Here is a 20,481-nt window from a genome sequence, read left to right on the forward strand (position 1 = left end):
ATGCAGATAGATATATTATCATTATTTCCTGAGATGTTTATAAGCCCTTTTGCCCATAGCATCATTAAACGTGCTATCGACAAAAAACTGCTGTCAGTTAATTTTACTAATCCCAGAGATTATACCTATGATCGGCATCATCAAGTCGATGATGTTCCGTTTGGCGGCGGGGCCGGGATGGTATTAAAACCTGAACCATTTTTTCGGGCGGTAACTGCTGTAAAAAAGCATATCCCAGTTGATAAAAAGTCTCGGACTATTTTACTTTCGCCGGAAGGAACACCATTTTCGCAGGATAAGGCTAAACATTTAGCCACATATGATTCCCTTATTTTTATTTGTGGACATTATGAAGGCTTTGATAATCGTATTTCCGAGCATCTTGCTGAAGAAAAAATCTCCATCGGTGATTATGTATTAACGGGCGGCGAACTGGCCTGTATGGTAATTGTCGACGCAGTTTCGCGAATGCTTCCTAATGTTTTAGGGTCGCAGGATTCGGCACCAACTGATTCTTTTTATAATGGCCTTTTAGAACATCCACAATATACACGTCCTCGTCAATATAAGGATATGTCCGTACCTGATGTACTCTTATCAGGTAATCATGCCTATATAGATAAATGGCGTCAGGAAAAATCTTTGGAAACAACCTATAAAAATCGACCAGATTTACTGGATAAATTAAATTTATCTGCAAACCAAAGGGCACTTTTGGAAAAGATAAAAAATGATTGCACCTAAATTTAAATTATGATAGAATTAAGAGGTATTGCAATCGGTCCGCTGGCATCAATTATTGTCATGAACGATTGATATTAAGGAGGAAAAATAATGAATATTATCCAAGCTTTGGAACAGGAACAATTAAAGAAAGACATTCCCCAGTTCCAACCAGGTGACACTGTACGCGTTCATGTAAAAGTTGTCGAAGGAACTAATGAACGTATCCAGATGTTTGAAGGCGTTGTTATTGCTCGTCAGGGCAGTGGTGTTCGTGAAATGTTTACTGTAAGACGTATTTCTTATGGTATCGGCGTTGAACGTACATTCCTACTTCACTCTCCGCGTTTACCACAAATCGATGTTGTACGCAGAGGCGTTGTACGCAGAGCAAAACTTTATTACTTACGCAATCTTACTGGTAAAGCTGCTCGTATTAAAGAAAGACGCTAATAATTTATTATTGGGGACTGCGCCTTATGGCAAGTCCTCTTTTCTTTTTTTTAGCAAATATGTATTTTACCGTATTTTCATATCTTACAGCAAATTTATTAGCAGCTAAAATTTATTTAATGGAGGCTTAATATGAATAAATCATTAGGCGCAGAAATTAAAGACTGGATCATATCTATTGTTATCGCAATAGCTTTAGCTTTATTTATCCGTCATTTCATTGTTGAACTTTATCTTGTCGATGGTCCATCAATGCGTCCAACACTGCAAAATCATGAACGTTTGGTCGTAAATAAGTTTATCTACCGTTTCCGTACACCAAAACGCGGTGAAATTCTTATTTTCCAATATCCCAAAGACCACAGCCGTGATTTTATAAAAAGGGTTATTGCTCTACCGGGTGATACTATTCAAATTCAGGACGGTCATGTTTTTGTAAATGGCAAATTACAAAATGAACCATTTATTTTAAATAAAACCAACGGTGATTATCCACTTACAACAATTCCTGAGGGACATATTTTTGTCATGGGTGATAATCGTAATAATTCTGAAGACAGTCGCTTCCCTGATGTCGGCTTCGTACCTTTCAATCTCATAAAAGGGAAAGCGGTATTAGTTTTTTGGCCATTAGACAGCCTTCATACTTTACCGTAATCAGCAAAACAAACCTGTAAGATACTTATTTTTCAAAAATAAAAACGTCGGTATACACCGGCGTTTTTTCTAAATGGAGGTCTAAATGAACGAACAAAATACAACTAACGTTGATATTCCTTTAGTCCAATGGTTCCCTGGCCATATGACCAAGGCCCGCCGACTTATTGAGGAAAATTTAAAACTTGTGGATATTGTCGTTGAATTACTCGACTCACGTATTCCATTATCCAGCTCCAATCCTATAATAACCAGTCTTGTTGGCAATAAACCCCATATTATCGTTTTAAACAAAGCCGATCTATCTGACCCGGTGATAACCCATGAATGGTTAGAATTTTACAAACGTATGGGGAAAACGGCCATTGCCATTGATTCGGTAAAAGGAAAAAATTTAAAAGAACTTACCCAGGCCATCGGCCAACTGACACAAAAACAAACCGGTAAATTTGCCGCTCATGGTGCTAAACCAAGAAACGCCCGAGCTATGATTGTCGGTATCCCTAACGTTGGTAAATCGTCATTAATAAATCGCTTATCAAATACTATCGCTGCCAAAACCGAAAATCGTCCAGGCGTAACCCGTGCCAAACAATGGATACGCATCAGTAAAAACATTGATTTACTTGATATGCCTGGACTATTATGGCCCAAATTTGATGATCCGACAGTAGGTTTACGCTTAGCTTTCAGTGGTGCTATCAATGATGATATCTTTGATAAAGAACAGGTAGCACGACTGCTGCTGGCTTATTTACAAGAACATTATCCTTCAGCCCTGCTCAACCGCTTTAAACTAGAGGAATTGCCGGAAGACACCAATGAATTATTTGAGCTTATCGGAAAAAAACGCGGCTGTCTGGTAAAAGGCGGCCATATCGATGAAGAAAAAGTTGTAACTATTATTTTTACCGATTTTCGCAGTGGTAAACTAGGACGTATCTCACTCGAAGCACCATCTGCTTAAAATCTATATAAAAATATACTTATAACAAGGAAAAAACACATCATTTCCCGAATGGTAATATGATATGTTTTTTATTATAAAATTTATTTTGGGTGAACTATGAATATTACTAATCTAACTACTAATGAGCTTACTAATTTAATTGCAGACAACAATTTAACTGACGATATACTTGCTGCAATGCGCGCTGATAACCGCAAATCAGTCCAACGCCTTGTAAAAAAACACGAAAATGAACAAACAGAAAAATTACGCTTAAATAATTTATATAAATATGAACAGCAATTTACCCAGCAGGGAAAAGAGCTCATTGCTGGTGTTGATGAAGCCGGCCGCGGCCCATTAGCTGGACCAGTAGTAGCTGCTGCTGTTATTTTGCCACTTAATTGTTATATTCCAAAATTAAACGACTCAAAAAAATTATCGGCTGCTACTCGTGAAAAAATCTATAAATTAATATTAGATAATGCGCTTGCCGTAGAACGTTCCATTATTGATGAAAAAACTATTGACCGCATTAATATTTATCAAGCAGCTATGAATGCTATGTATAATTCTATTTATGCCTTAAAACCAGCCCCTGATCAGGTTCTCATTGATGCTACTCCATTAAATTCACTGGATATACCACATCTGTCAATAATAAAAGGCGATGCCAAAAGTGCCTCCATAGCTGCGGCCTCCATAATTGCCAAAGTAGAACGTGACCGACTAATGGATGATTATGATAAAAAATACCCTGAATATGGCTTTGCCCATCATAAAGGCTATGGTACCAAAGAACATATTGAGGCTCTAAATAAATATGGTCCCTGTCCTATCCATCGCCAGTCCTTTGAACCAATAAAATCTATGATATAAAAGGGAGTTTTTATTATGCCTATACAACCACAAATAAATTCTGCCAATGTTACCCCTGCCCAATCAACCAAAGACATTAATCAAAAAACAAATACTAAACAAGTTGTATCTGATAGTGGTTTTCGGCCTAAAACCGATGTTTCGATACGCAGTGCCATAACCAGCTTATCGAAAGTATTAGCCGAAATCACCGGCAGTCAAAGTAGTACACTTGAGGATATGCCGCCTGAATTACAAAAACTTATACAAAATATTCTCAAAAATTCTTTTTCATTGGAAAAAACCTTGAATGATGGTATGGGCGGAACAATCCAGTCACAGCGTTATGTAGTTGATCAGCTCGCAACCTTAGGCAAATTCTTAACCCAGCTCGGCGAACTAGCTGAAAACCAGAATTTCACGGGACTGCCTACCGATTTAAAACTGATATTAAACCAATTCCGTTCATTATTATCTCAGGATACACAAATGGGTACCGTTGATTTATTAAAAACTGCTTTTAACCTACTCAATGGCAAGGACATTGCTGCTCTGCCCAGTGATTTACAGCTGCTGTTAACCAACTCTCCCGCTAATACTGCAGGCACTGCATCTAATCAACAAAATCTATTAACACTAAAAAATCTTTTAGATAATTTATTCACAGCTAACCTAGCTGCTGATGATTCGCTTCCTAACGATACTAATAGCAAAACTGATAATGCTGCCGCTCCCACCAATACCAACCCGGAAAATAATACAGCTGCTCAAATAAACACCAAAAACACTGCTGCCAGTAACGAAACAATAAATACTTCTGCAGATGCTGCTGCTAATAAAAATAGCAGTACTACCGCAGCAACCCCATCTGATATTACAGAGTCACCAAATTTGACTGCCAGTAAAACTAACAGCAACAATACTGCAGCTGCCCAAACAGATATAAAAAACAGCAATGAATTAATAAAAACCACATCTAATCCTGCTGGAACTAGTGAAATTATTTCTGAAACAAACAAAAACAGTGCAGTAGATCAATTGGCTGACAAAACTAATACAACAGCTGCTCAAACCATTGCTAAAGATGCTGCCGCCAGCAGCAGTAATAATCTTACTGCGAAAACCATTACTACTGAAGCAGATACATTAAACAATACAGCTACTGCTAAAACTTCTCCAGCAGCTGATACCAGTAATCCAGCTAAGGAAAATATAAATACTGCTAAAACAGCTTCTTCTGCCGACAATGCATTAGCTAGCAAAACACTTAATACTGCAGCCGCCAAAATGTCAATTAATATAGAAAACACTATACAAAGCATGCAGGTATTAAAAGATTTAGGCGGGCTTATTCAAAAAAACACCACTCTTACTGCTGCTGACATCAATATTTTAAAAAATTTTATCAATAATAATGAAATGTCCGCAGAAAACTTCCAACAATTGCAAAAAACACTGCAGGTAATCAACAGCAATATACCTGGTGTAATCGTACAGGCAGCCGATAAACAGCAGATGCCCAATTTAGCTAAATTATGGGCTTTTATACAATTAAGCGATATAAGTACATTAGATACCCTTAATGCTGAATCTTTAAAACAAAATGGTAAAAACATCGAAGACTTTGCCAAAATAATGCAGCGTTCTTTTGGTCACGAATCTTCATCTTCTGCTGGACAAAAATCACTTGATTTTATCTTACCGCTATTTTGGGACGATCAAACAACTTATCCTACCTATCTTAATATTTACAATGAAGATCACAAAAACCCCCGCACAGGCGAAGATGAGTATGAAACTTGGTTTCGTGTCTGCTGCCTAACTGAAAATGCCGGTGCTGTTGAAATTGTTCTGCGGCTTTATAACAAGCATGATTTAAATATTCGTTTAGCTTTTTCCCAAGAAGACACCGCACTATCTTTTGAAGATTATTTACCAAGCTTACGCTCATATTTGCATAACGCTAAACTGTCCTTAACCGAACTTAAAATTGATGCTATTGATTAGCGCGACAGGAGCTAAAACTCATGGATGAAAAAAAGAATGAAACTCATGTTCCCGACAAAAAAGCTGTAGCGCTTCGTTACCGCGATAAAGAAGGCAAAGCTCCAAAAGTAGTTGCCAAAGGACGTGGCTATACTGCTGAAAGTATTTTACAAGCAGCGCAAAGAAACTCAGTACCAATATATCAAGATAAAACACTAGTAAGCATGCTTATGGCATTGGAATTAGACCGTGAAATCCCACCGGAGCTCTACGCTGTTGTTGCTGAAATTCTAGCCTATGTTTATCGTATTGATAAACGCAAAAAACCGGATATAAAACTATGAATAACAAAGAAAAGGGCTTTCTTGGCGAAAAATACGCCTGCCAATATTTGCAGCAAAAACATTACACTATTTTAGCAGTTAACTTTTCCTGCCGCCAAGGTGAAATTGATATAATTGCCAAAAAAGATAATCTTATTGCTTTTATTGAAGTAAAGACACGAAAAAATGATAAATTTGGTACAGCTAGCCAAGCTGTAAACTATCTTAAACAAAAAAAAATTATCCACACAGCCCGTATATATATCAGTCAGCATCCAGCGGCTGTTAATTATCGTTTTGACATTATAGAAATTTATTATTCAAGTTCTGATAATTATAAACTGCAGCATATAAAAGGAGCGTTTGAAATTTAATTATATGAAAAAAAGACGTATTATTGTCGGTATAACTGGTGCCAGCGGTTCCATTTATGCCCTGACATTCTTAAAAATATTAAAATCTCTTGATATCGAAACACATGTAGTCATCACTCATTCCGGTGTTAATGTCCTGCAATATGAGTGTGATATAACTATTAATGATATCAAAAAATATGCCAGCTATATTTATGATGTTGATAATGTTGGTGCTGCTATTGCCAGCGGCTCATTTTTGTCTGAGGCAATGGTTATTCTTCCCTGTTCAATGAAAACAATTGCTTCAATTGCCAGTGGCGTATCAGATAATCTTTTGACCAGAGCTGCCGATGTTACCATCAAAGAAGACCGAAAACTTGTGATTGTCCCACGCGAAACACCATTTAGTGCCATCCATTTGGAAAATATGTTGAAACTTACCCGTCTTGGCATAAAAATTATTCCGGCTTGTCCAGGATTTTATCATAAACCACAAACCGTTGATGACATTGTAAATATTATGGTTGGTAAAATCTGTGACCAGCTCCAAATCGAACATAATTTATTTACTCGCTGGACTGGAGATATGTAACTACAGTAAAGAAGGTGGCTTTATTGTTTGCTAAAACATTCGGTGCTACAACAGCAGGTATTGACGGTATTCTAATCGAAGTAGAAGCAGATGTATCAAGTGGTCTGCCGGGTTTTGAAATAGTTGGTCTGCCTGATGCGGCTGTAAAAGAAGCTAAGGAACGCGTACGCACAGCTATAAAAAACAGCGGCATCAAATTACCAGCACGCAAAATAACCATAAATCTGGCACCAGCTGATTTAAAAAAGGATAGCAGTGGTCTTGACTTACCAATAGCTGTTGCCATACTGACAGCTTACGGTATTTTACCAGCTACGCATTCACAGTCAGCTATGTTTACAGGTGAATTATCATTAGAAGGACAGTTAAGACCCGTACACGGCATTTTACCAATGGCCATAAGATGCCATGCTAAAAATATCAACGAATTTTTTCTGCCTGCCGGCAATGAACAAGAAGCTTTGCTGGTGGATGATTTAAAAATTTTTCCACTCACTAAATTAATCGATATAATAAATCATTTTACTGGCAAAAACAAACTGTCTATTGCTGTTAAAAAAGACCTGTCTGAAAACACAATTATTTACGAGGATTTTTCTGATGTCCAAGGACAGTTTGCCGCTAAACGAGCCTTAGAAATTGCCGCTGCCGGCGGACATAACATTCTTATGTGCGGCGCTCCCGGCACAGGAAAAACCATGCTGGCCAGACGCACCGCAACTATCCTGCCGACATTATCACGTCAGGAAGCCCTTGAAGTAACAAAAATATACAGCATCGCGGGATTTCTAAAAAAAGGCTGTGGTTTAATCAGCCAACGCCCCTTTCGCAGCCCGCACCACACTATTTCCAATGCTGGTATGATTGGCGGCGGCAGTATTCCCAAACCCGGTGAAGTAACACTTAGCCATAATGGTGTATTATTTCTCGATGAACTGCCGGAATTTGGCAAATCTACACTGGAAGTTCTGCGCCAGCCACTTGAGGATAGAAAAATATCTATCGCCCGAGCCAATGCCTCTTATACCTTTCCCTCAAATTTTATTTTAATTGCAAGTATGAATCCGTGTCCGTGCGGTTATCTAGGCGATAATTTACATTCATGCAGCTGCACGCCAACTGAAATTAAACGCTATACCAAGAAAATATCCGGCCCGCTTTTAGACCGTATTGACATTCATATCCAAGTACCACGCGTTAACTATACCGATTTAGTAAACGAAAAAAAAACTGAAAGCTCGGCCAGTATACGAAAACGTGTTGAATATGCCCGCCAAAAACAAATTCAGCGCCTTAGCTCTTATCATTTATACTGTAATTCACAAATGAATCATGCCCTGTTAAAAGAATTCTGCTGTTTAACTCCTGCTGCCCAAAATATGCTAAAGATGATTTTTGAACGCATGAAATTAAGCGCCCGTTCCTATGACCGCTTGATAAAAGTGAGCCAGACTATTGCTGATCTGGCTGATTCCAAGGTTATTACCGATCAGCATGTAGCTGAGGCTGTTCAATTTCACAGCACTATTAATAATAATATTTAGTAATAATAAATGAAATTATCATTTATTATTTAATTCTACTAGTAAAGAAGGTATTAATTTGACAATCTACACCGGTAAAACAAAAAATCTTGGTGTTATTGGTTACCCTGTTCATCACTCCTTATCGCCTGTTATCCAAAATACGGTACTGCAAAGCATGCATCTTGATTATGCTTATACCGCTCTTCCTGTTAAGGAAGAATTGCTTTGCGATGCCGTATTTGGTCTTAAAGCTTTAAATTTTACTGGTTTTAACGTAACTATTCCCCATAAAATCAATATTATGCAGTATCTTGATTTTATTGATGATGCCGCCCGCTTAATCGGTGCCGTCAATACCGTAGTCATAAAAGATAACAAATTATATGGTTATAATACTGACCACGAAGGTTTTATTAATGCCTTGCATGATAGAAAATTTTCCTTGGAAAATAAGGTAGTAACCTTGCTGGGAGCTGGTGGTGCAGCCCGCGCCGTCATTTACAGCCTGCTTACTGCCGGTATAAAAAAACTTTACATTGGAGCCCGCAACAAAGAAAAAGCACAAAAAACAGCCAATGATTTTTCCCATTTAGGAACAATTGAGGTCTGCAATTGGCAGGAGGAAAAATTTGCTGAATGGTTAACTCAGACTGAACTTTTAGTAAACACCACACCGCTTGGTATGTATCCGTATACTGATGAAATGCCGCCAGTAAATCTTGCGATACTGCCAACTAATACACTTATCTACGATATAATCTACACACCAGAAAAAACAAAACTGCTATTAGAAGCTGAAAAAAATAATCATACTATATTAAATGGTGAATATATGCTGGCCGGCCAAGGTGCCGCAGCATTAAAAAAATGGACTAATCGTACCGATATTGATATTGATCTTATGCGTATTGCCCTGCATAAATCATTAACAGGAAAATAATATGGATACTAATAATTTATCGTTGAATGAGCTCGCAGAAAAAACTCTGCGCTCATTTAATACTTTGGTCAATACTTCCGCTGATATGACACTTAATATCAGCAGCTCGCCAATTGTGGGACTGGTCGATAGAATTTTAAATGACGCAATATTTAAAATTGCCAGTGATATTCATATTGAACCTACCAATACCATTCTCAATATTCGCTTTCGCATCGACGGTATGCTTTATAAATATGCTGCTTTATCACTGACGCTGCACCCTTTTATTATTGCCCGTTTAAAAATTATCAGTAAGCTAAACACCGTTGAAAAAAGAAAACCTCAGGATGGCAATTTGTCCTATTCGTATCTTGATAAAATCATAGATATCAGAATTGCCATTATCCCTACAATCTATGGTGAAAAAATAGTTTTACGCTTATTAAACACTTCAGGCAAACTATTAAATATCAATGAATTAGATTTAAGTACTGCCAATAAACAGCTTTTTAAGAAACTGTATACACGTCCCAGTGGGCTTATTTTAAATACCGGACCTGTAAACTCTGGCAAAACAACCACGCTTTATGCTGCCTTGCAGGAATTAAACAGTGTTGAAAAAAATATTATGACCATTGAAGATCCCGTAGAATATAAACTTGAGGGCATAAATCAAGTACAGATTTATGAATCACAGGGATTAAATTTTAATACTGGATTGCGTGCCATTTTACGGCAGGATCCCAGCATTATTTTAATTGGTGAAATACGTGATAATGATACTGCCAAAACAGCTGTACGAGCAGCTCTCACCGGGCATTTAGTTCTGTCCACACTGCATGCTTCCAATGCTGCCAGTGCTGTTTTGCGACTGCTCGATATGCAGATTGAACCATATTTGCTGTCTGCAACTTTAGCCGGCTGTTTATCACAGCGTTTGGTCAGAAAAATTTGTCCCAACTGTATAGAATCATATGTTCCTGAAATAAATTCGACTGAATATAAATTTCTGCAAAAACATCATATTCACTATGATAAATTATATCGCGGTCGTGGCTGCAATAAATGCAATAACAGCGGTTACCATGGGCGAATTGCCATCCATGAAATTTTTTTGGCTAGCAAAGATATCAAAAATGCTATTTATAATACAGCTGATTCCAATACTATTGAAAAACTAGCCCAGGAAAATGGCATGATTAGTCTTTTGCAGGATGGCCTTAATAAATGTCTTGATCAGAAAACTACGCTTACAGAAATAATGAGGATAAATGATAATGACTAATTGCAACGGTCTGGACAAATTAAAAAAATTACTGTCTTTAGTTAAAGATACTTGCTCCGATATTCATATAAGCGAAAATAATTATTCTTTTTGCCGCATTAATGGTTTATTGAATAAATTATCGGAAAATTTCATCTTTTATAACAAAGATATAACTGAACTATTAGCACTTTTTTTAACAAAAGACACCCAGTCTATTTTTGCCAAAAAACATTTTATTGATTTATCTTATATCATTAATGGTCAGCGTTTACGTATCAGTATTTATCAGCAAAACAATCAAATAGCGCTTGCGCTGCGTCTCATAAGTAATAATATTCCTGACCTGACAATCAACGAATATCCTAGTATTTTGCAGACCCTGGCCCTAAAAAACAGTGGCCTTATTTTGCTAACAGGTCCTTCCGGCTGTGGTAAATCAACAACACTTGCAGCCATGATCAAATACCGTTTGCAGAAAAATCCCTGCCATGTAATAACCTTGGAAGATCCCATTGAATATATACTAAAATCTACTACAGGGCTCGTTCACCAACGAGAATATCGGCGTGATTTTTCTTCTTTTTCCCAGGCTATAAAAAGTGCCTTAAGACAGGATCCTGATGTTTTACTTATCGGGGAGATACGTGATTATAAAACAATGCATACCGCTCTTACTGCTGCTCAAACTGGTCATTTAGTGCTGTCAACACTGCATACCTCAAGCGTTGTCGAATCCATTATCCGTATAGAAGGCTTTTTTGAACAGGCACAGCGTGAAGCTATTCGACTGGAACTTTCCCTGACATTACAGGCTGTCATCAGCCAAAAACTACTATTATCAACTAATGAACGCCGCTGTTGTGCCATGGAAATACTCACCAGCAATGATGCCGTGCGTAATCTAATTATTAATGGCAAGCCACAGCAATTATCATCGATAATCCAAACTAATAAACAAGATGGCATGCAGACCTTATCAATGTCCATTAAATATTTACGCGATAATAATCTACTTATCTAATTTTTACAGGAGGAACGCCCACTGTGAAAAAATTTATTTATCAGGTAAAAAATCCCCAAGGACAAAATATTTCCGGGCAATTGTTCGCTGAATCAATTGATAATGCTATAGAACTTTTATATTCACAAAAATATTTCATCTTAGAACTTAAGGAAAAAAAGAAAAGTCTTTTCCTGCCTCCCATTATTGTTCCCCAGCGCCAAGTACCGATGAAAATTATAATAGCTTTTTGCCGCCAGCTCAGCTTAATGCTAAAATCGGGTATCCCCTTGGATGAAGCTGTTTATGCCATAAATAAACAGGTCCAGAACAAAGTTTTTAAAAATATACTCGATGCTGTTTTTTTACAGCTAGAAACGGGTAAGACACTTTTCAGTAGTTTTTACCGCAATAAATCATATCTGCCAAGTAGTCTTTTATCACTTATTAATATTGGTGAAATCAGTGGCAATCTGGATATAGTTTTAGAAAAAACAGCCTCTTATCTGGAGCAGGATTATTTAGCTAAAGAAAAAATAAAAACTGCTGCCATTTATCCATTTATACTGCTCAGTATATTTTTCATAACAGCTTTTATTATGTTTAACTTTGTCCTGCCAATATTCGCGTCCCTGCTATACTCATTAAATGTCCCTCTTCCCTTTATAACCAAAAGCATTTTATTTATTGGTGATTTTATTGCTAATCATAATATTACACTGCTGTTATTACTATGTCTTACTATCTTCTGCAGTAAATTATTATGGCAAAAAACACTATATAAACTATTATTTTATAAGTTTATTTTTAAATTACCTATATGGGGACAATTAATTTTAAAACTTAATCTATTGCAATTGAGCAATGATTTTTCAATAATGTTATCGGCTGGTGTCCCAATCGACAAAACACTCTATACATTATATAGCAACTGCCAAAATATTTATTTTAAAAATATTTTGCGCCAAGCCCTAGCTGATGTTCAAAAAGGCTTTAGCTTATCGGACGCCTTAATAAAGCACCAAATATTTCCGCCATTTTTTCTGCAAATGCTGATAACTGGTGAAAAAAGCGGCAATCTGCCTCAAATACTAGATCAAGCAGCTGCTTTTTATCAAGAAGATGTTGATACTGCCTATAAAAGACTTCTTGCTGTTGCTGAACCTGCAATGATTATAATTTTATCGTTACTTATTGGTGCTTTTATAATCGGTATTGCCCTGCCCATGTTTGATGCTGCTACTCATATCCCAATGTAAAAATGCTAATAATTTATCAAAGGAGACTCTAAATCAATGAAAAAATCTTTGCTTAAAGATCAGCGTGGTTTTACCCTGCTGGAAATGATGATTGTAATAGTAATTCTGGGAACTTTAGCAACCCTAGCCATACCTAAATTCACTAATTCTCTGGCATTAGCCAATACTGCCAAAGTGCAGTCAGATTTACAAACATTAAATACTTCCATCACAATGTATCTAATGCAGCATGGTCATTATCCTCAAAATCTCCAAACTGATTTAGCCGAATACGTTGATGATATTGAAAATTTGGCTCCGCCACAAGGTGAATGTTATCTGCGCAGCGGTGAAAAATTAAAAATAACTACTGCCACTTACAGTCTTGATAACTCTCTGGAATTTGCCTTGTGTCAAAATCATCCCTTAAAAGACTTTGGCAGTGTACCAAAATGATTATTAAATATTTGCATTCTTATATAATATTACCCACTATTTTTTATGTTACTTTTACTGCTATAAATATTTCCAATATCTGTGTTATTGCCATATTCATTTTACTAATAAAAATAGCCTATATCGACTATAAAACTTATATCATTCCCAATAAAGCTCTTATTATACTGTTTATCCCCTGCATTATATACCAACTAACCAAAACACCTTATACAAGCATTGGTGAAATAATTTTAGGAGTTTTATTTATAAGTATTATATTCTTACCAGTATATTTTTTTTCTGATTCGCTGGGTGGCGGTGATATCAAATTATGTTACTGTTTAGGATTTTGGCTGTCATATCCGGCAATAGTATTAACTATTAATCTAGCCTTTATCTTTGGATTGTTAACAGCAGTTTATCTTCTGCTCGCAAATAAATATCAACGCAATTTACGAATTCCCTTTGCCCCGTTTTTAACACTAGCAGCTTTAATCATTTATTTTAGTTATAATTATCTGCACTATTTTATTTTTCTATAGGCTGCACTATGAAAAACAATAATCACGGCTTTATTTATATTGATTTACTGGCTGGACTATCTGTTGCCGCCTTATTTTTTCTGCTTATTCATCCTAAAATTTTACTTACGCCCAGTATGCAGATAAATGCACAGGCACAGTATTTAGTAAGCAATATTCGTCTTATCCAGGAAAAAAATTATTCGCAGCCCATACAAAAGAATTACCTGCAGCGCGCCTATATCCGCATAAATAAAACTTCCTATGATATATATAATAACGCTTCTGCATCAGCTGTCACTATCAATATGCCGTCTGGTATACAATTAGACGCCAACCATGATGGTATTATTTTATTTAATTTTGCCGATAAATATACAGCTTCTGCTATAACTATTAAAATTTATTCTACAGATAATCAATACATTCGCAAGGTTATTATAAATTCATATGGCCGCATAAGGATTGATGATTAATATGAATCAGCATGGTTATATTGGTTTACTGCAAATTATTATTCTCAGCATACTCTTAACTGCTGCCAGCAGTATTTTTCTTAGCTGGAAAGCATACAGCCGTTCCCAGACTAACGAAGATGCCCATCTTACCGCTATTTATCTGGCACAAAAAGAAATAAGTTTAGCCGAAGAATACTTATTTTATATTTCACCGTATTTTACCGGCTCCTTAAACAATCAGCAGATAAACTTAAATAATTTCACCTTTACTATAAAAACAATTATAACAACCGATAATCACCTAAAAAAAATAACTACCCATATTAACTGGCAGTTAAATAATAATTCCCATGAATATACACTTATAAAGACGGTATATATAAATGAATAAAAATATTTTTAAGAATCAGTCCGGCAGCCTATTATTAGAAACATTATTATCACTAAATATGCTTGTCATTCTGCTTATAAGCTTTAGTATTATATTTTTATCTATGTTGCATAATTATTTATTAAATTTATACCAAATAGAATTACGCTCCCAAATGCGCTTTGCAATGGAATGTTTAAGTCAGGATATTAAATATGCTGATAACGTGCAAATTTTCCATGAAAACGGCCATGACGTTATCTATATAACAACCCGTGCCACCGCCGAACAAGAAAAAACAATTATAAAATATTACCAGGATGATTTAGCTTATTATCCCCGTATTCTAAAAAATGCTCAGCCCCTAACAGGTGATAATATTGACTGTCATACTTCAATTCGCTTTACCTGCCAGCCTTTAAACCCCTCTGCTGGCAACCGGGTTTTTTTACTAGAATTGAAAGGTTCCCAGCAAGCTGCCAGCAGTAAATATTTTTATCTGCAAACAGCTGTTATAATGCTGCAAAAACCATCAAATGAGGACTAAAGTATGAATAATAATGGCTATCTAAGCTTATTCGGTTTAATTTTTCTTCTGCCTATGCTGTTTTTAGCCAGTAATTTTTTTCTGCTCGGCAATAATGAACAGCAAATAGAAATATTAGCCGCTGCTAATATTTCCGCGCAAAACTGCGCTGAAAGCGGTATCGAAAAAACCCTGCAAAAATTAATATCAACCCCTGACTTATACGATGAGATATACAGCGATGCTTTTACTCATGTATTAACTTATAAAAAAACATTGTTTACCGGCCAGCAAGTCATTAATCAGCAAACAATAACAACCACTGTCTATCTGTATTTTTTTAATTATGCTGACTCCATTTTTATTTTGTCATCTACAGCTGAATTCGGCAGCAACGGCAGGCAGATATCTGCTTTCATACAGGAAAAAGACCATAAATTCACTATATTGCGGTGGGATTATCATGATAAAAAAATTTAAATCATTCTTCTCCAACGATTTCAATAAAATTGTCACCCTTACTATCTTTAATAACAATTTTTATTTCACCTGTTTGCACTGTCATAATAATATTTGGTCAGTAAGAAGCGTCAGCCAAATCCCCTGGAAAAATTCTGCTGTTCCTTTTTCTTTAGACTGGCTTTACCAAACAGTACTTACAAATCATTGTCAAAATCTACCGGTCATTGTATGTCTGCCAGAATCATTTTTCCTTATAAGTCAAAATAGTTTTCCGTCGATGACCCTGTCTGAATTAAAAAAATCTATTTACTGGGAAATTCGAAGTAAAAATATTGCCTCCGGAAACGCTTATGCTTATTCTTATACCTATAATCCTAATGACACTGATTATTTAATACAAACATACGCCATGTTGCAAAGTGATATTGCTGTTTGGCAAAAACACATTAAGAAAGTTCCATTAAAACTTTACGGTATATATCCTCAGCAATCTATTTCCTATACCTTATCAGACAATAGCAATATAAATATAAAGTTTCGTAATATATCATGCACAATAAAGCCGCAGCTCGACAATAACGAAAATATACCTGATTATATTCTGGCAGCAACTCAGCCCCTGTTGTTGAAAAATACTGAGTTAAATCTATTACCCGCCAAACAACAGCTATCATTTTTATCGACAAAAAAATTAATATTAAGCACCATCGCTGTTACTGCTAGTATCACTTGCATTATTTTTCTATATTATCAAATAAAAATTGCTGACTTGAATTCTGCTATTGAAAAACAATCTTTAATGCTGTCATCACTGCAAAATATTTCACTGCAGCAAAATTTGTTAAATAAATACAAAAAAAATATTATGCAGCGGCAAAGTATATTATTAAAATTAAATAACCACAAAAAATCATATCATGCTATACTTGCTAATCTTGGTGCTGTTAGTAATGAATCCACTATAATTACTGATATTATTACTAATAATGGTGCCAATATTTTAATCAGCGGTACAGCAAATGATTACAGTCATTTACAAAAATATCTCGCTGCTCTAAAAGACAACTATTTCCCTGATATCATTTTATTATCAGCAGAAAAACAATCCGCTGATAATATAAAATTTATTCTTAAACTTCCCCATTAGAGGTATTCCCATGAACAAAAAAGACTGGTATTTTATTGTTGGTGGAGCCTGCAGCCTATTTATCTATTTTTGTTTACTATATTTATTTATCTGCCATCCCTACTCTTTGAAAATAGCACAGCTGCAATCCATAAATAAAAAAAATGAGCAGCAAATTACTTTATTACAGCAATTCACCGCTCAACATAATGACCTTGGTAAATATGTTAAGAATATTGAACAACAAAATCTTTTCTGGCAAAAATTGTTGCCACTGCCAGAAAATACTGCTCAAGTCATAACTGCTTTGCAAACTCTGGCTGACAAAGAAAATATTATAATATTGAAAATAGAGCCCTTAATCAGCAGTTCAACAAATAATGAAAAACTGCCCTATAACACCAGCATGATAACACTACAAATTCAATCCAATTATTTTGAACTGTTAAATTTTCTTTATAGTATAGATATATTACCATACTACAGTACTATTGAAAATTTTTCTGCAAAAAAATCCTCAAATATGCTTATCAGTAATATTTCCATTCAGTATTATTCATTAAAGCCCAGTAAATAACTGCGTCCCTTATCATTGCCAATAATATCACAATGATTTTTTACAAATGTTGTCCGTCCAGTCAAATAATTTATCTAAGTCATAATCTCCGGCATGACCTTTTCCCCATGGGGAAAAGAAGTCTACATCATAACCATTATCCATAAGTTTAGTGGCTAAAATAAGCGGAATAGCAAGTGAGGTGTCCCGGTCAACAGCACCATGGCGAATACGCCAATGCGGTGCAACTGACGCTTTGCCAGCATCAATATAATTCATCGGATTAAGCATTTTTATTTCCTTCTTATCAGCCATCTTAGCAGTATCTGCTGCAGTTTTTTTCATTGAATAAACTGTAAAATGCCGCGGTATATTATTAATTGTACCAAATTCATCATTTTCCCCTGAACTAAGATCTAATTTATCAAAAGCTGGTGCTGCTTTTAATCGCGTTGCATAAGCAGCATATTTATTTAAATCCATTGCAGTAACTTTCCCGTTCTTAATTGTCAACCAGTCCAGCTTGGAAAGATCTTCCCCCTTATCTAAGGCACTTTGTGCTGAAGCCATATAATAAGATTCTAAATAATTTTTAAAGCTGCCATTACCAGCAGCATCTAATGTTAAAATTTTACCATTTTTATCTTTTAATTTTAAGCTGTTAAGATAAGCTGGAAATAACTGTTTTAGTTCACCTGAAACGATAATTTCTTTATTAGTCATTAGTAAAGCTGTAGATATATCCGGTGGTGCATTACCAGGGCGATTCATTTTCACATCAGCATTTAATTTATTTGGCATTGGCGGCATCATTCTCTGGTGATAAGTATTTACCCCATTAAATACCCATTCATAAGCCATATCAGCATGCTCCAAATTGGTAATTGGGCAATAATCAACAGATGCAAATATATCATCACGTTCATTAGCTGCACCAATTTCTTTTAGATAGGGTGCAAAGTCTTTGCTATTTCCCGTGGCCCCCAGCAGTGCTGATAAAGCACCACCCGCGCTGGTACCATCAGATATGATTTTTTCAGTATCACCAGCTGGCAGTCGTTTTTTATTATATCTGAGATAGCGTACGGCTGCTTTATAATCAACAATAAATGCCGGTGCTTTACCTACATATGTTTTTCCATCACTCCCTATTGTAGTACGCCCTCTAATTGCTGGAGCAGCCACAACATAGCCTTTGGATAATGCCACAAGTGCTGCATTGGCTGTCCCACTCATTCTGTCATGAGCACTAGGTTCTCCAGCCTTGCCCGGCATATAGCCGCCTACATTATTTGGCATAAATATAGGTGCTGTTTTTGCCTTATAATCATTAATAGTGCCATTATTGAAGTATGCTTCGGGAATAAAAATGTTCATTGATTCATATTGGGCATTTTTCGGATGGGCAGCATAAACCATATTGCGATAAGCACGATATTTTATGACTTTATTATTAAGTGTCAGTGTTTCTTCTGTATATTTTTTGGCATCAAAAACCAGACTATATGTCTTTTTAATCACCATATTATTTGTATTTGCTGTCTGTGGTTTTAAAAGATTATCCATATTATCAGCTGTAGTATTCATACTTGGTATATTCTTAACATTTAATACTGCCTGATCTGATGTAGCGGCCATAGCTATTTGTCCTGTAAATGTCACACTTAAAGCACTTACAGCCAAACCATTAATTATATATTTTTTTAGTTTCATAATTTATATCACTTTCTTTTTTATAAAAATACTTATTGTTTCTTATCAGCATTTAAATTTTTTACTCGTTCTAAATCTGCTTGGGCATCTTTATAATTAACATCAACAGCTTTTTGATACCATTTTTCTGCTTCCTGGGTGTTTTTACTTACGCCCAAACCATTTTCAAATAATCTGCCAAGTGCCACCATACCTGGAGCAGCAATAACGTCACCACGCTGAGCTGATTTTATATATAGTTGTTTCGCTTTATCATAATTTTGTTCTACACCTAATCCTTCTTCATACATATGTCCCAAATAATATGTAGCAGTTATATCACCATTATCAGCCGCCTTTTGATAAAATTGAACCGCTTTTACATAATCCTTTGTGACACCATAGCCATTTTCATAACAAAGACCTATATATCTGCCAGCTTTTAAATCACCATGTTTATCAGCTAAATGAAAATATTTTAAAGCCTGCTTATAATTTTTCTCTGCATTATTGCCAGTATAAAACTCAATTCCCTGTTTCAAGTATTTTCTTGCATTGTCGTTATGCTTAAACTTGCCAAATGGTGGTACTTTCTCGCCTGTTTTAGTTTGCTCAAATAACCAGTCGCGAATCCCTTCAATATTATAAGCAATCGACCAAGTATAATTGTGATTACCTCCTTTAAAAACTGTATAATTAATATTGGCTTTTTTTGCCCTTGTATTTTTTACTAATTCGTCAAACTGTGCTGCTGTTGATTTACTATTCCACATATCACTTCTAGCTACCTTTGAACCAAGTGTTTCCCAACGATTTGTTGCTGCATTCATTCCTGGATGAGCTTTTGTGTCCCCCTGTGAAACAAGAATCCATAATTTTTTATCTTTTATCGCTTCCATTTCATTTACATTCCACTGACAAGCTACAAGATATTACGCAGCAAAAAAATTAGGATATTTATCACTTATAGCAATATTAGCCATCCCACCTTGTGATTGGCCTGTACCATAAATACGGTTTTTATCAACACCATACCTGTCAACTACATCAAATAATAAATCTGATACCAGTGTCAGTCCCTTAGTCCATTCATTGCTGTCTTCTGTAAGCATGCCTATCTTGCTTATCAAAACATTGGTATATTCTGGTGCTAATATAATACATTCATGTTTTTTCTGCTCTGCTGAAGTTGCCCAAACCGTTGCACCATTGCCCTGAATCAGTGCCATTTTTACATCATCACTATTAGCACTGGCATCTGGAATAAAAAATAACAATGGGTATTTTTTATTTGGATCATAAGTATGCGGCAAATACAAATTATAGGGAATCTTATAGCCTGTCTTTGGATCTGTATATTCATATTGCTTAAATTTATCTATTAAATTACTCAAACTTCGCAGTCGTGAAATAACCTGTGTACCTTGAAAATTCAATAATAATTGGTATAAAAATAGCATGATCCTCTCGTTTTTAGTATAA

At 35.7% G+C, this 20,481-nt stretch carries 25 protein-coding genes; 22 read left to right on the forward strand and 3 right to left on the reverse strand.

What is annotated here, in order from left to right:
• The 22 genes from trmD (at position 1) to HNR32_RS08145 (ending at position 17,328) form a co-directional block, all read left to right on the forward strand.
• Positions 1-744 carry a tRNA (guanosine(37)-N1)-methyltransferase TrmD gene (trmD, locus tag HNR32_RS08040; RefSeq protein ID WP_183861473.1) on the forward strand — a complete coding sequence of 248 codons (744 nt, stop codon included), beginning with the start codon at positions 1-3 and terminating at the stop codon, positions 742-744.
• A gap of 90 nt (positions 745-834) precedes the next feature.
• Complete coding sequence (gene rplS / locus HNR32_RS08045) at positions 835-1,176, forward strand: 50S ribosomal protein L19 (protein ID WP_183861475.1); 342 nt, start codon at positions 835-837, stop codon at positions 1,174-1,176.
• A gap of 132 nt (positions 1,177-1,308) precedes the next feature.
• Positions 1,309-1,833, forward strand: coding sequence for a signal peptidase I (lepB, locus tag HNR32_RS08050; protein ID WP_183861477.1), 525 nt, complete (start codon positions 1,309-1,311; stop codon positions 1,831-1,833).
• 85 nt (positions 1,834-1,918) lie between these two features.
• Positions 1,919-2,800, forward strand: a complete 882-nt coding sequence (gene ylqF / locus HNR32_RS08055) for a ribosome biogenesis GTPase YlqF (RefSeq protein WP_183861479.1) — start codon at positions 1,919-1,921, stop codon at positions 2,798-2,800.
• 99 nt (positions 2,801-2,899) lie between these two features.
• Positions 2,900-3,661: a ribonuclease HII gene (gene rnhB, locus HNR32_RS08060; protein WP_183861482.1), complete on the forward strand. Its 762-nt coding sequence runs from the start codon at positions 2,900-2,902 to the stop codon at positions 3,659-3,661.
• Between the two features lie 15 nt (positions 3,662-3,676).
• Entirely contained in the window at positions 3,677-5,647 is a 1,971-nt protein-coding gene (locus HNR32_RS08065; protein ID WP_183861484.1) for a hypothetical protein, read from the forward strand.
• A gap of 20 nt (positions 5,648-5,667) precedes the next feature.
• Positions 5,668-5,970 carry an EscU/YscU/HrcU family type III secretion system export apparatus switch protein gene (locus tag HNR32_RS08070; protein WP_183861487.1) on the forward strand — a complete coding sequence of 101 codons (303 nt, stop codon included), beginning with the start codon at positions 5,668-5,670 and terminating at the stop codon, positions 5,968-5,970.
• Positions 5,967-6,323, forward strand: a complete 357-nt coding sequence (locus tag HNR32_RS08075) for a YraN family protein (protein ID WP_183861489.1) — start codon at positions 5,967-5,969, stop codon at positions 6,321-6,323. Before HNR32_RS08070 ends, HNR32_RS08075 begins: the two co-directional genes overlap by 4 nt.
• 4 nt (positions 6,324-6,327) lie before the next feature.
• A complete protein-coding gene (locus HNR32_RS08080; protein ID WP_183861491.1) occupies positions 6,328-6,897 on the forward strand; it encodes a UbiX family flavin prenyltransferase in 570 nt (189 codons plus the stop codon).
• Positions 6,898-6,920: 23 nt separating this feature from the next.
• The gene (locus HNR32_RS08085) at positions 6,921-8,441 is read left to right on the forward strand and encodes a YifB family Mg chelatase-like AAA ATPase (RefSeq protein ID WP_183861493.1); all 1,521 of its coding nucleotides are present in this window, start codon (positions 6,921-6,923) and stop codon (positions 8,439-8,441) included.
• A gap of 58 nt (positions 8,442-8,499) precedes the next feature.
• The gene (locus tag HNR32_RS08090; RefSeq protein ID WP_221300587.1) at positions 8,500-9,363 is read left to right on the forward strand and encodes a shikimate dehydrogenase; all 864 of its coding nucleotides are present in this window, start codon (positions 8,500-8,502) and stop codon (positions 9,361-9,363) included.
• Position 9,364: 1 nt separating this feature from the next.
• Positions 9,365-10,630, forward strand: coding sequence for a GspE/PulE family protein (locus tag HNR32_RS08095; RefSeq protein ID WP_183861495.1), 1,266 nt, complete (start codon positions 9,365-9,367; stop codon positions 10,628-10,630).
• Positions 10,623-11,633, forward strand: coding sequence for a type IV pilus twitching motility protein PilT (locus tag HNR32_RS08100; protein ID WP_183861497.1), 1,011 nt, complete (start codon positions 10,623-10,625; stop codon positions 11,631-11,633). Before HNR32_RS08095 ends, HNR32_RS08100 begins: the two co-directional genes overlap by 8 nt.
• 23 nt (positions 11,634-11,656) lie before the next feature.
• Complete coding sequence (locus HNR32_RS08105; protein ID WP_183861499.1) at positions 11,657-12,871, forward strand: type II secretion system F family protein; 1,215 nt, start codon at positions 11,657-11,659, stop codon at positions 12,869-12,871.
• A gap of 36 nt (positions 12,872-12,907) precedes the next feature.
• The gene (locus tag HNR32_RS14365) at positions 12,908-13,306 is read left to right on the forward strand and encodes a type IV pilin protein (protein ID WP_183861501.1); all 399 of its coding nucleotides are present in this window, start codon (positions 12,908-12,910) and stop codon (positions 13,304-13,306) included.
• Positions 13,303-13,830: a prepilin peptidase gene (locus HNR32_RS14465; RefSeq protein ID WP_183861503.1), complete on the forward strand. Its 528-nt coding sequence runs from the start codon at positions 13,303-13,305 to the stop codon at positions 13,828-13,830. The genes HNR32_RS14365 and HNR32_RS14465 overlap by 4 nt, the downstream gene beginning before the upstream one ends.
• 8 nt (positions 13,831-13,838) lie before the next feature.
• Positions 13,839-14,285, forward strand: coding sequence for a hypothetical protein (locus HNR32_RS08120; RefSeq protein WP_183861505.1), 447 nt, complete (start codon positions 13,839-13,841; stop codon positions 14,283-14,285).
• Entirely contained in the window at positions 14,278-14,658 is a 381-nt protein-coding gene (locus HNR32_RS08125; RefSeq protein ID WP_183861507.1) for a hypothetical protein, read from the forward strand. Before HNR32_RS08120 ends, HNR32_RS08125 begins: the two co-directional genes overlap by 8 nt.
• Positions 14,651-15,184, forward strand: a complete 534-nt coding sequence (locus HNR32_RS08130; RefSeq protein ID WP_183861509.1) for a hypothetical protein — start codon at positions 14,651-14,653, stop codon at positions 15,182-15,184. The genes HNR32_RS08125 and HNR32_RS08130 overlap by 8 nt, the downstream gene beginning before the upstream one ends.
• A gap of 3 nt (positions 15,185-15,187) precedes the next feature.
• Positions 15,188-15,643, forward strand: a complete 456-nt coding sequence (locus HNR32_RS08135; protein ID WP_183861511.1) for a hypothetical protein — start codon at positions 15,188-15,190, stop codon at positions 15,641-15,643.
• A complete protein-coding gene (locus tag HNR32_RS08140) occupies positions 15,627-16,772 on the forward strand; it encodes a hypothetical protein (protein WP_183861513.1) in 1,146 nt (381 codons plus the stop codon). The genes HNR32_RS08135 and HNR32_RS08140 overlap by 17 nt, the downstream gene beginning before the upstream one ends.
• A gap of 10 nt (positions 16,773-16,782) precedes the next feature.
• Positions 16,783-17,328 (forward strand): hypothetical protein, encoded by a 546-nt coding sequence (locus HNR32_RS08145; protein ID WP_183861515.1) that lies wholly within the window; start codon positions 16,783-16,785, stop codon positions 17,326-17,328.
• 27 nt (positions 17,329-17,355) lie between these two features.
• Here HNR32_RS08145 and HNR32_RS08150 read toward each other — a convergent pair whose 3' ends face one another.
• The 3 genes from HNR32_RS08150 to HNR32_RS08160 all read right to left on the reverse strand — a co-directional run.
• Positions 17,356-19,020 carry a subtype B tannase gene (locus HNR32_RS08150; RefSeq protein ID WP_183861517.1) on the reverse strand — a complete coding sequence of 555 codons (1,665 nt, stop codon included), beginning with the start codon at positions 19,018-19,020 and terminating at the stop codon, positions 17,356-17,358.
• Between the two features lie 32 nt (positions 19,021-19,052).
• Positions 19,053-19,898 carry a tetratricopeptide repeat protein gene (locus HNR32_RS08155; protein ID WP_183861519.1) on the reverse strand — a complete coding sequence of 282 codons (846 nt, stop codon included), beginning with the start codon at positions 19,896-19,898 and terminating at the stop codon, positions 19,053-19,055.
• Positions 19,899-19,931: 33 nt separating this feature from the next.
• Positions 19,932-20,481 (reverse strand): carboxylesterase family protein (locus HNR32_RS08160; RefSeq protein WP_446430392.1); only part of this gene is annotated, 550 nt, incomplete at its 5' end.

This window comes from Pectinatus brassicae (assembly GCF_014201835.1).
Taxonomy (GTDB): domain Bacteria; phylum Bacillota; class Negativicutes; order Selenomonadales; family Selenomonadaceae; genus Pectinatus; species Pectinatus brassicae.

What these genes read in the sequence shown, in the direction of transcription:
- HNR32_RS08150 (WP_183861517.1), bottom strand. Translation starts at nt 19,020, where the DNA reads ATGAAACTAAAAAAATATATAATTAATGGTTTGGCTGTAAGTGCTTTA.
- HNR32_RS08135 (WP_183861511.1), top strand. Translation starts at nt 15,188, where the DNA reads ATGAATAATAATGGCTATCTAAGCTTATTCGGTTTAATTTTTCTTCTG.
- HNR32_RS08095 (WP_183861495.1), top strand. Translation starts at nt 9,365, where the DNA reads ATGGATACTAATAATTTATCGTTGAATGAGCTCGCAGAAAAAACTCTG.
- HNR32_RS08065 (WP_183861484.1), top strand. Translation starts at nt 3,677, where the DNA reads ATGCCTATACAACCACAAATAAATTCTGCCAATGTTACCCCTGCCCAA.
- HNR32_RS08080 (WP_183861491.1), top strand. Translation starts at nt 6,328, where the DNA reads ATGAAAAAAAGACGTATTATTGTCGGTATAACTGGTGCCAGCGGTTCC.
- HNR32_RS08145 (WP_183861515.1), top strand. Translation starts at nt 16,783, where the DNA reads ATGAACAAAAAAGACTGGTATTTTATTGTTGGTGGAGCCTGCAGCCTA.
- HNR32_RS14365 (WP_183861501.1), top strand. Translation starts at nt 12,908, where the DNA reads ATGAAAAAATCTTTGCTTAAAGATCAGCGTGGTTTTACCCTGCTGGAA.
- HNR32_RS08155 (WP_183861519.1), bottom strand. Translation starts at nt 19,898, where the DNA reads ATGGAAGCGATAAAAGATAAAAAATTATGGATTCTTGTTTCACAGGGG.
- HNR32_RS08070 (WP_183861487.1), top strand. Translation starts at nt 5,668, where the DNA reads ATGGATGAAAAAAAGAATGAAACTCATGTTCCCGACAAAAAAGCTGTA.
- rnhB (WP_183861482.1), top strand. Translation starts at nt 2,900, where the DNA reads ATGAATATTACTAATCTAACTACTAATGAGCTTACTAATTTAATTGCA.
- HNR32_RS08075 (WP_183861489.1), top strand. Translation starts at nt 5,967, where the DNA reads ATGAATAACAAAGAAAAGGGCTTTCTTGGCGAAAAATACGCCTGCCAA.
- HNR32_RS08140 (WP_183861513.1), top strand. Translation starts at nt 15,627, where the DNA reads ATGATAAAAAAATTTAAATCATTCTTCTCCAACGATTTCAATAAAATT.
- HNR32_RS08120 (WP_183861505.1), top strand. Translation starts at nt 13,839, where the DNA reads ATGAAAAACAATAATCACGGCTTTATTTATATTGATTTACTGGCTGGA.
- HNR32_RS08130 (WP_183861509.1), top strand. Translation starts at nt 14,651, where the DNA reads ATGAATAAAAATATTTTTAAGAATCAGTCCGGCAGCCTATTATTAGAA.
- HNR32_RS14465 (WP_183861503.1), top strand. Translation starts at nt 13,303, where the DNA reads ATGATTATTAAATATTTGCATTCTTATATAATATTACCCACTATTTTT.
- ylqF (WP_183861479.1), top strand. Translation starts at nt 1,919, where the DNA reads ATGAACGAACAAAATACAACTAACGTTGATATTCCTTTAGTCCAATGG.
- HNR32_RS08100 (WP_183861497.1), top strand. Translation starts at nt 10,623, where the DNA reads ATGACTAATTGCAACGGTCTGGACAAATTAAAAAAATTACTGTCTTTA.
- rplS (WP_183861475.1), top strand. Translation starts at nt 835, where the DNA reads ATGAATATTATCCAAGCTTTGGAACAGGAACAATTAAAGAAAGACATT.
- trmD (WP_183861473.1), top strand. Translation starts at nt 1, where the DNA reads ATGCAGATAGATATATTATCATTATTTCCTGAGATGTTTATAAGCCCT.
- lepB (WP_183861477.1), top strand. Translation starts at nt 1,309, where the DNA reads ATGAATAAATCATTAGGCGCAGAAATTAAAGACTGGATCATATCTATT.
- HNR32_RS08125 (WP_183861507.1), top strand. Translation starts at nt 14,278, where the DNA reads ATGATTAATATGAATCAGCATGGTTATATTGGTTTACTGCAAATTATT.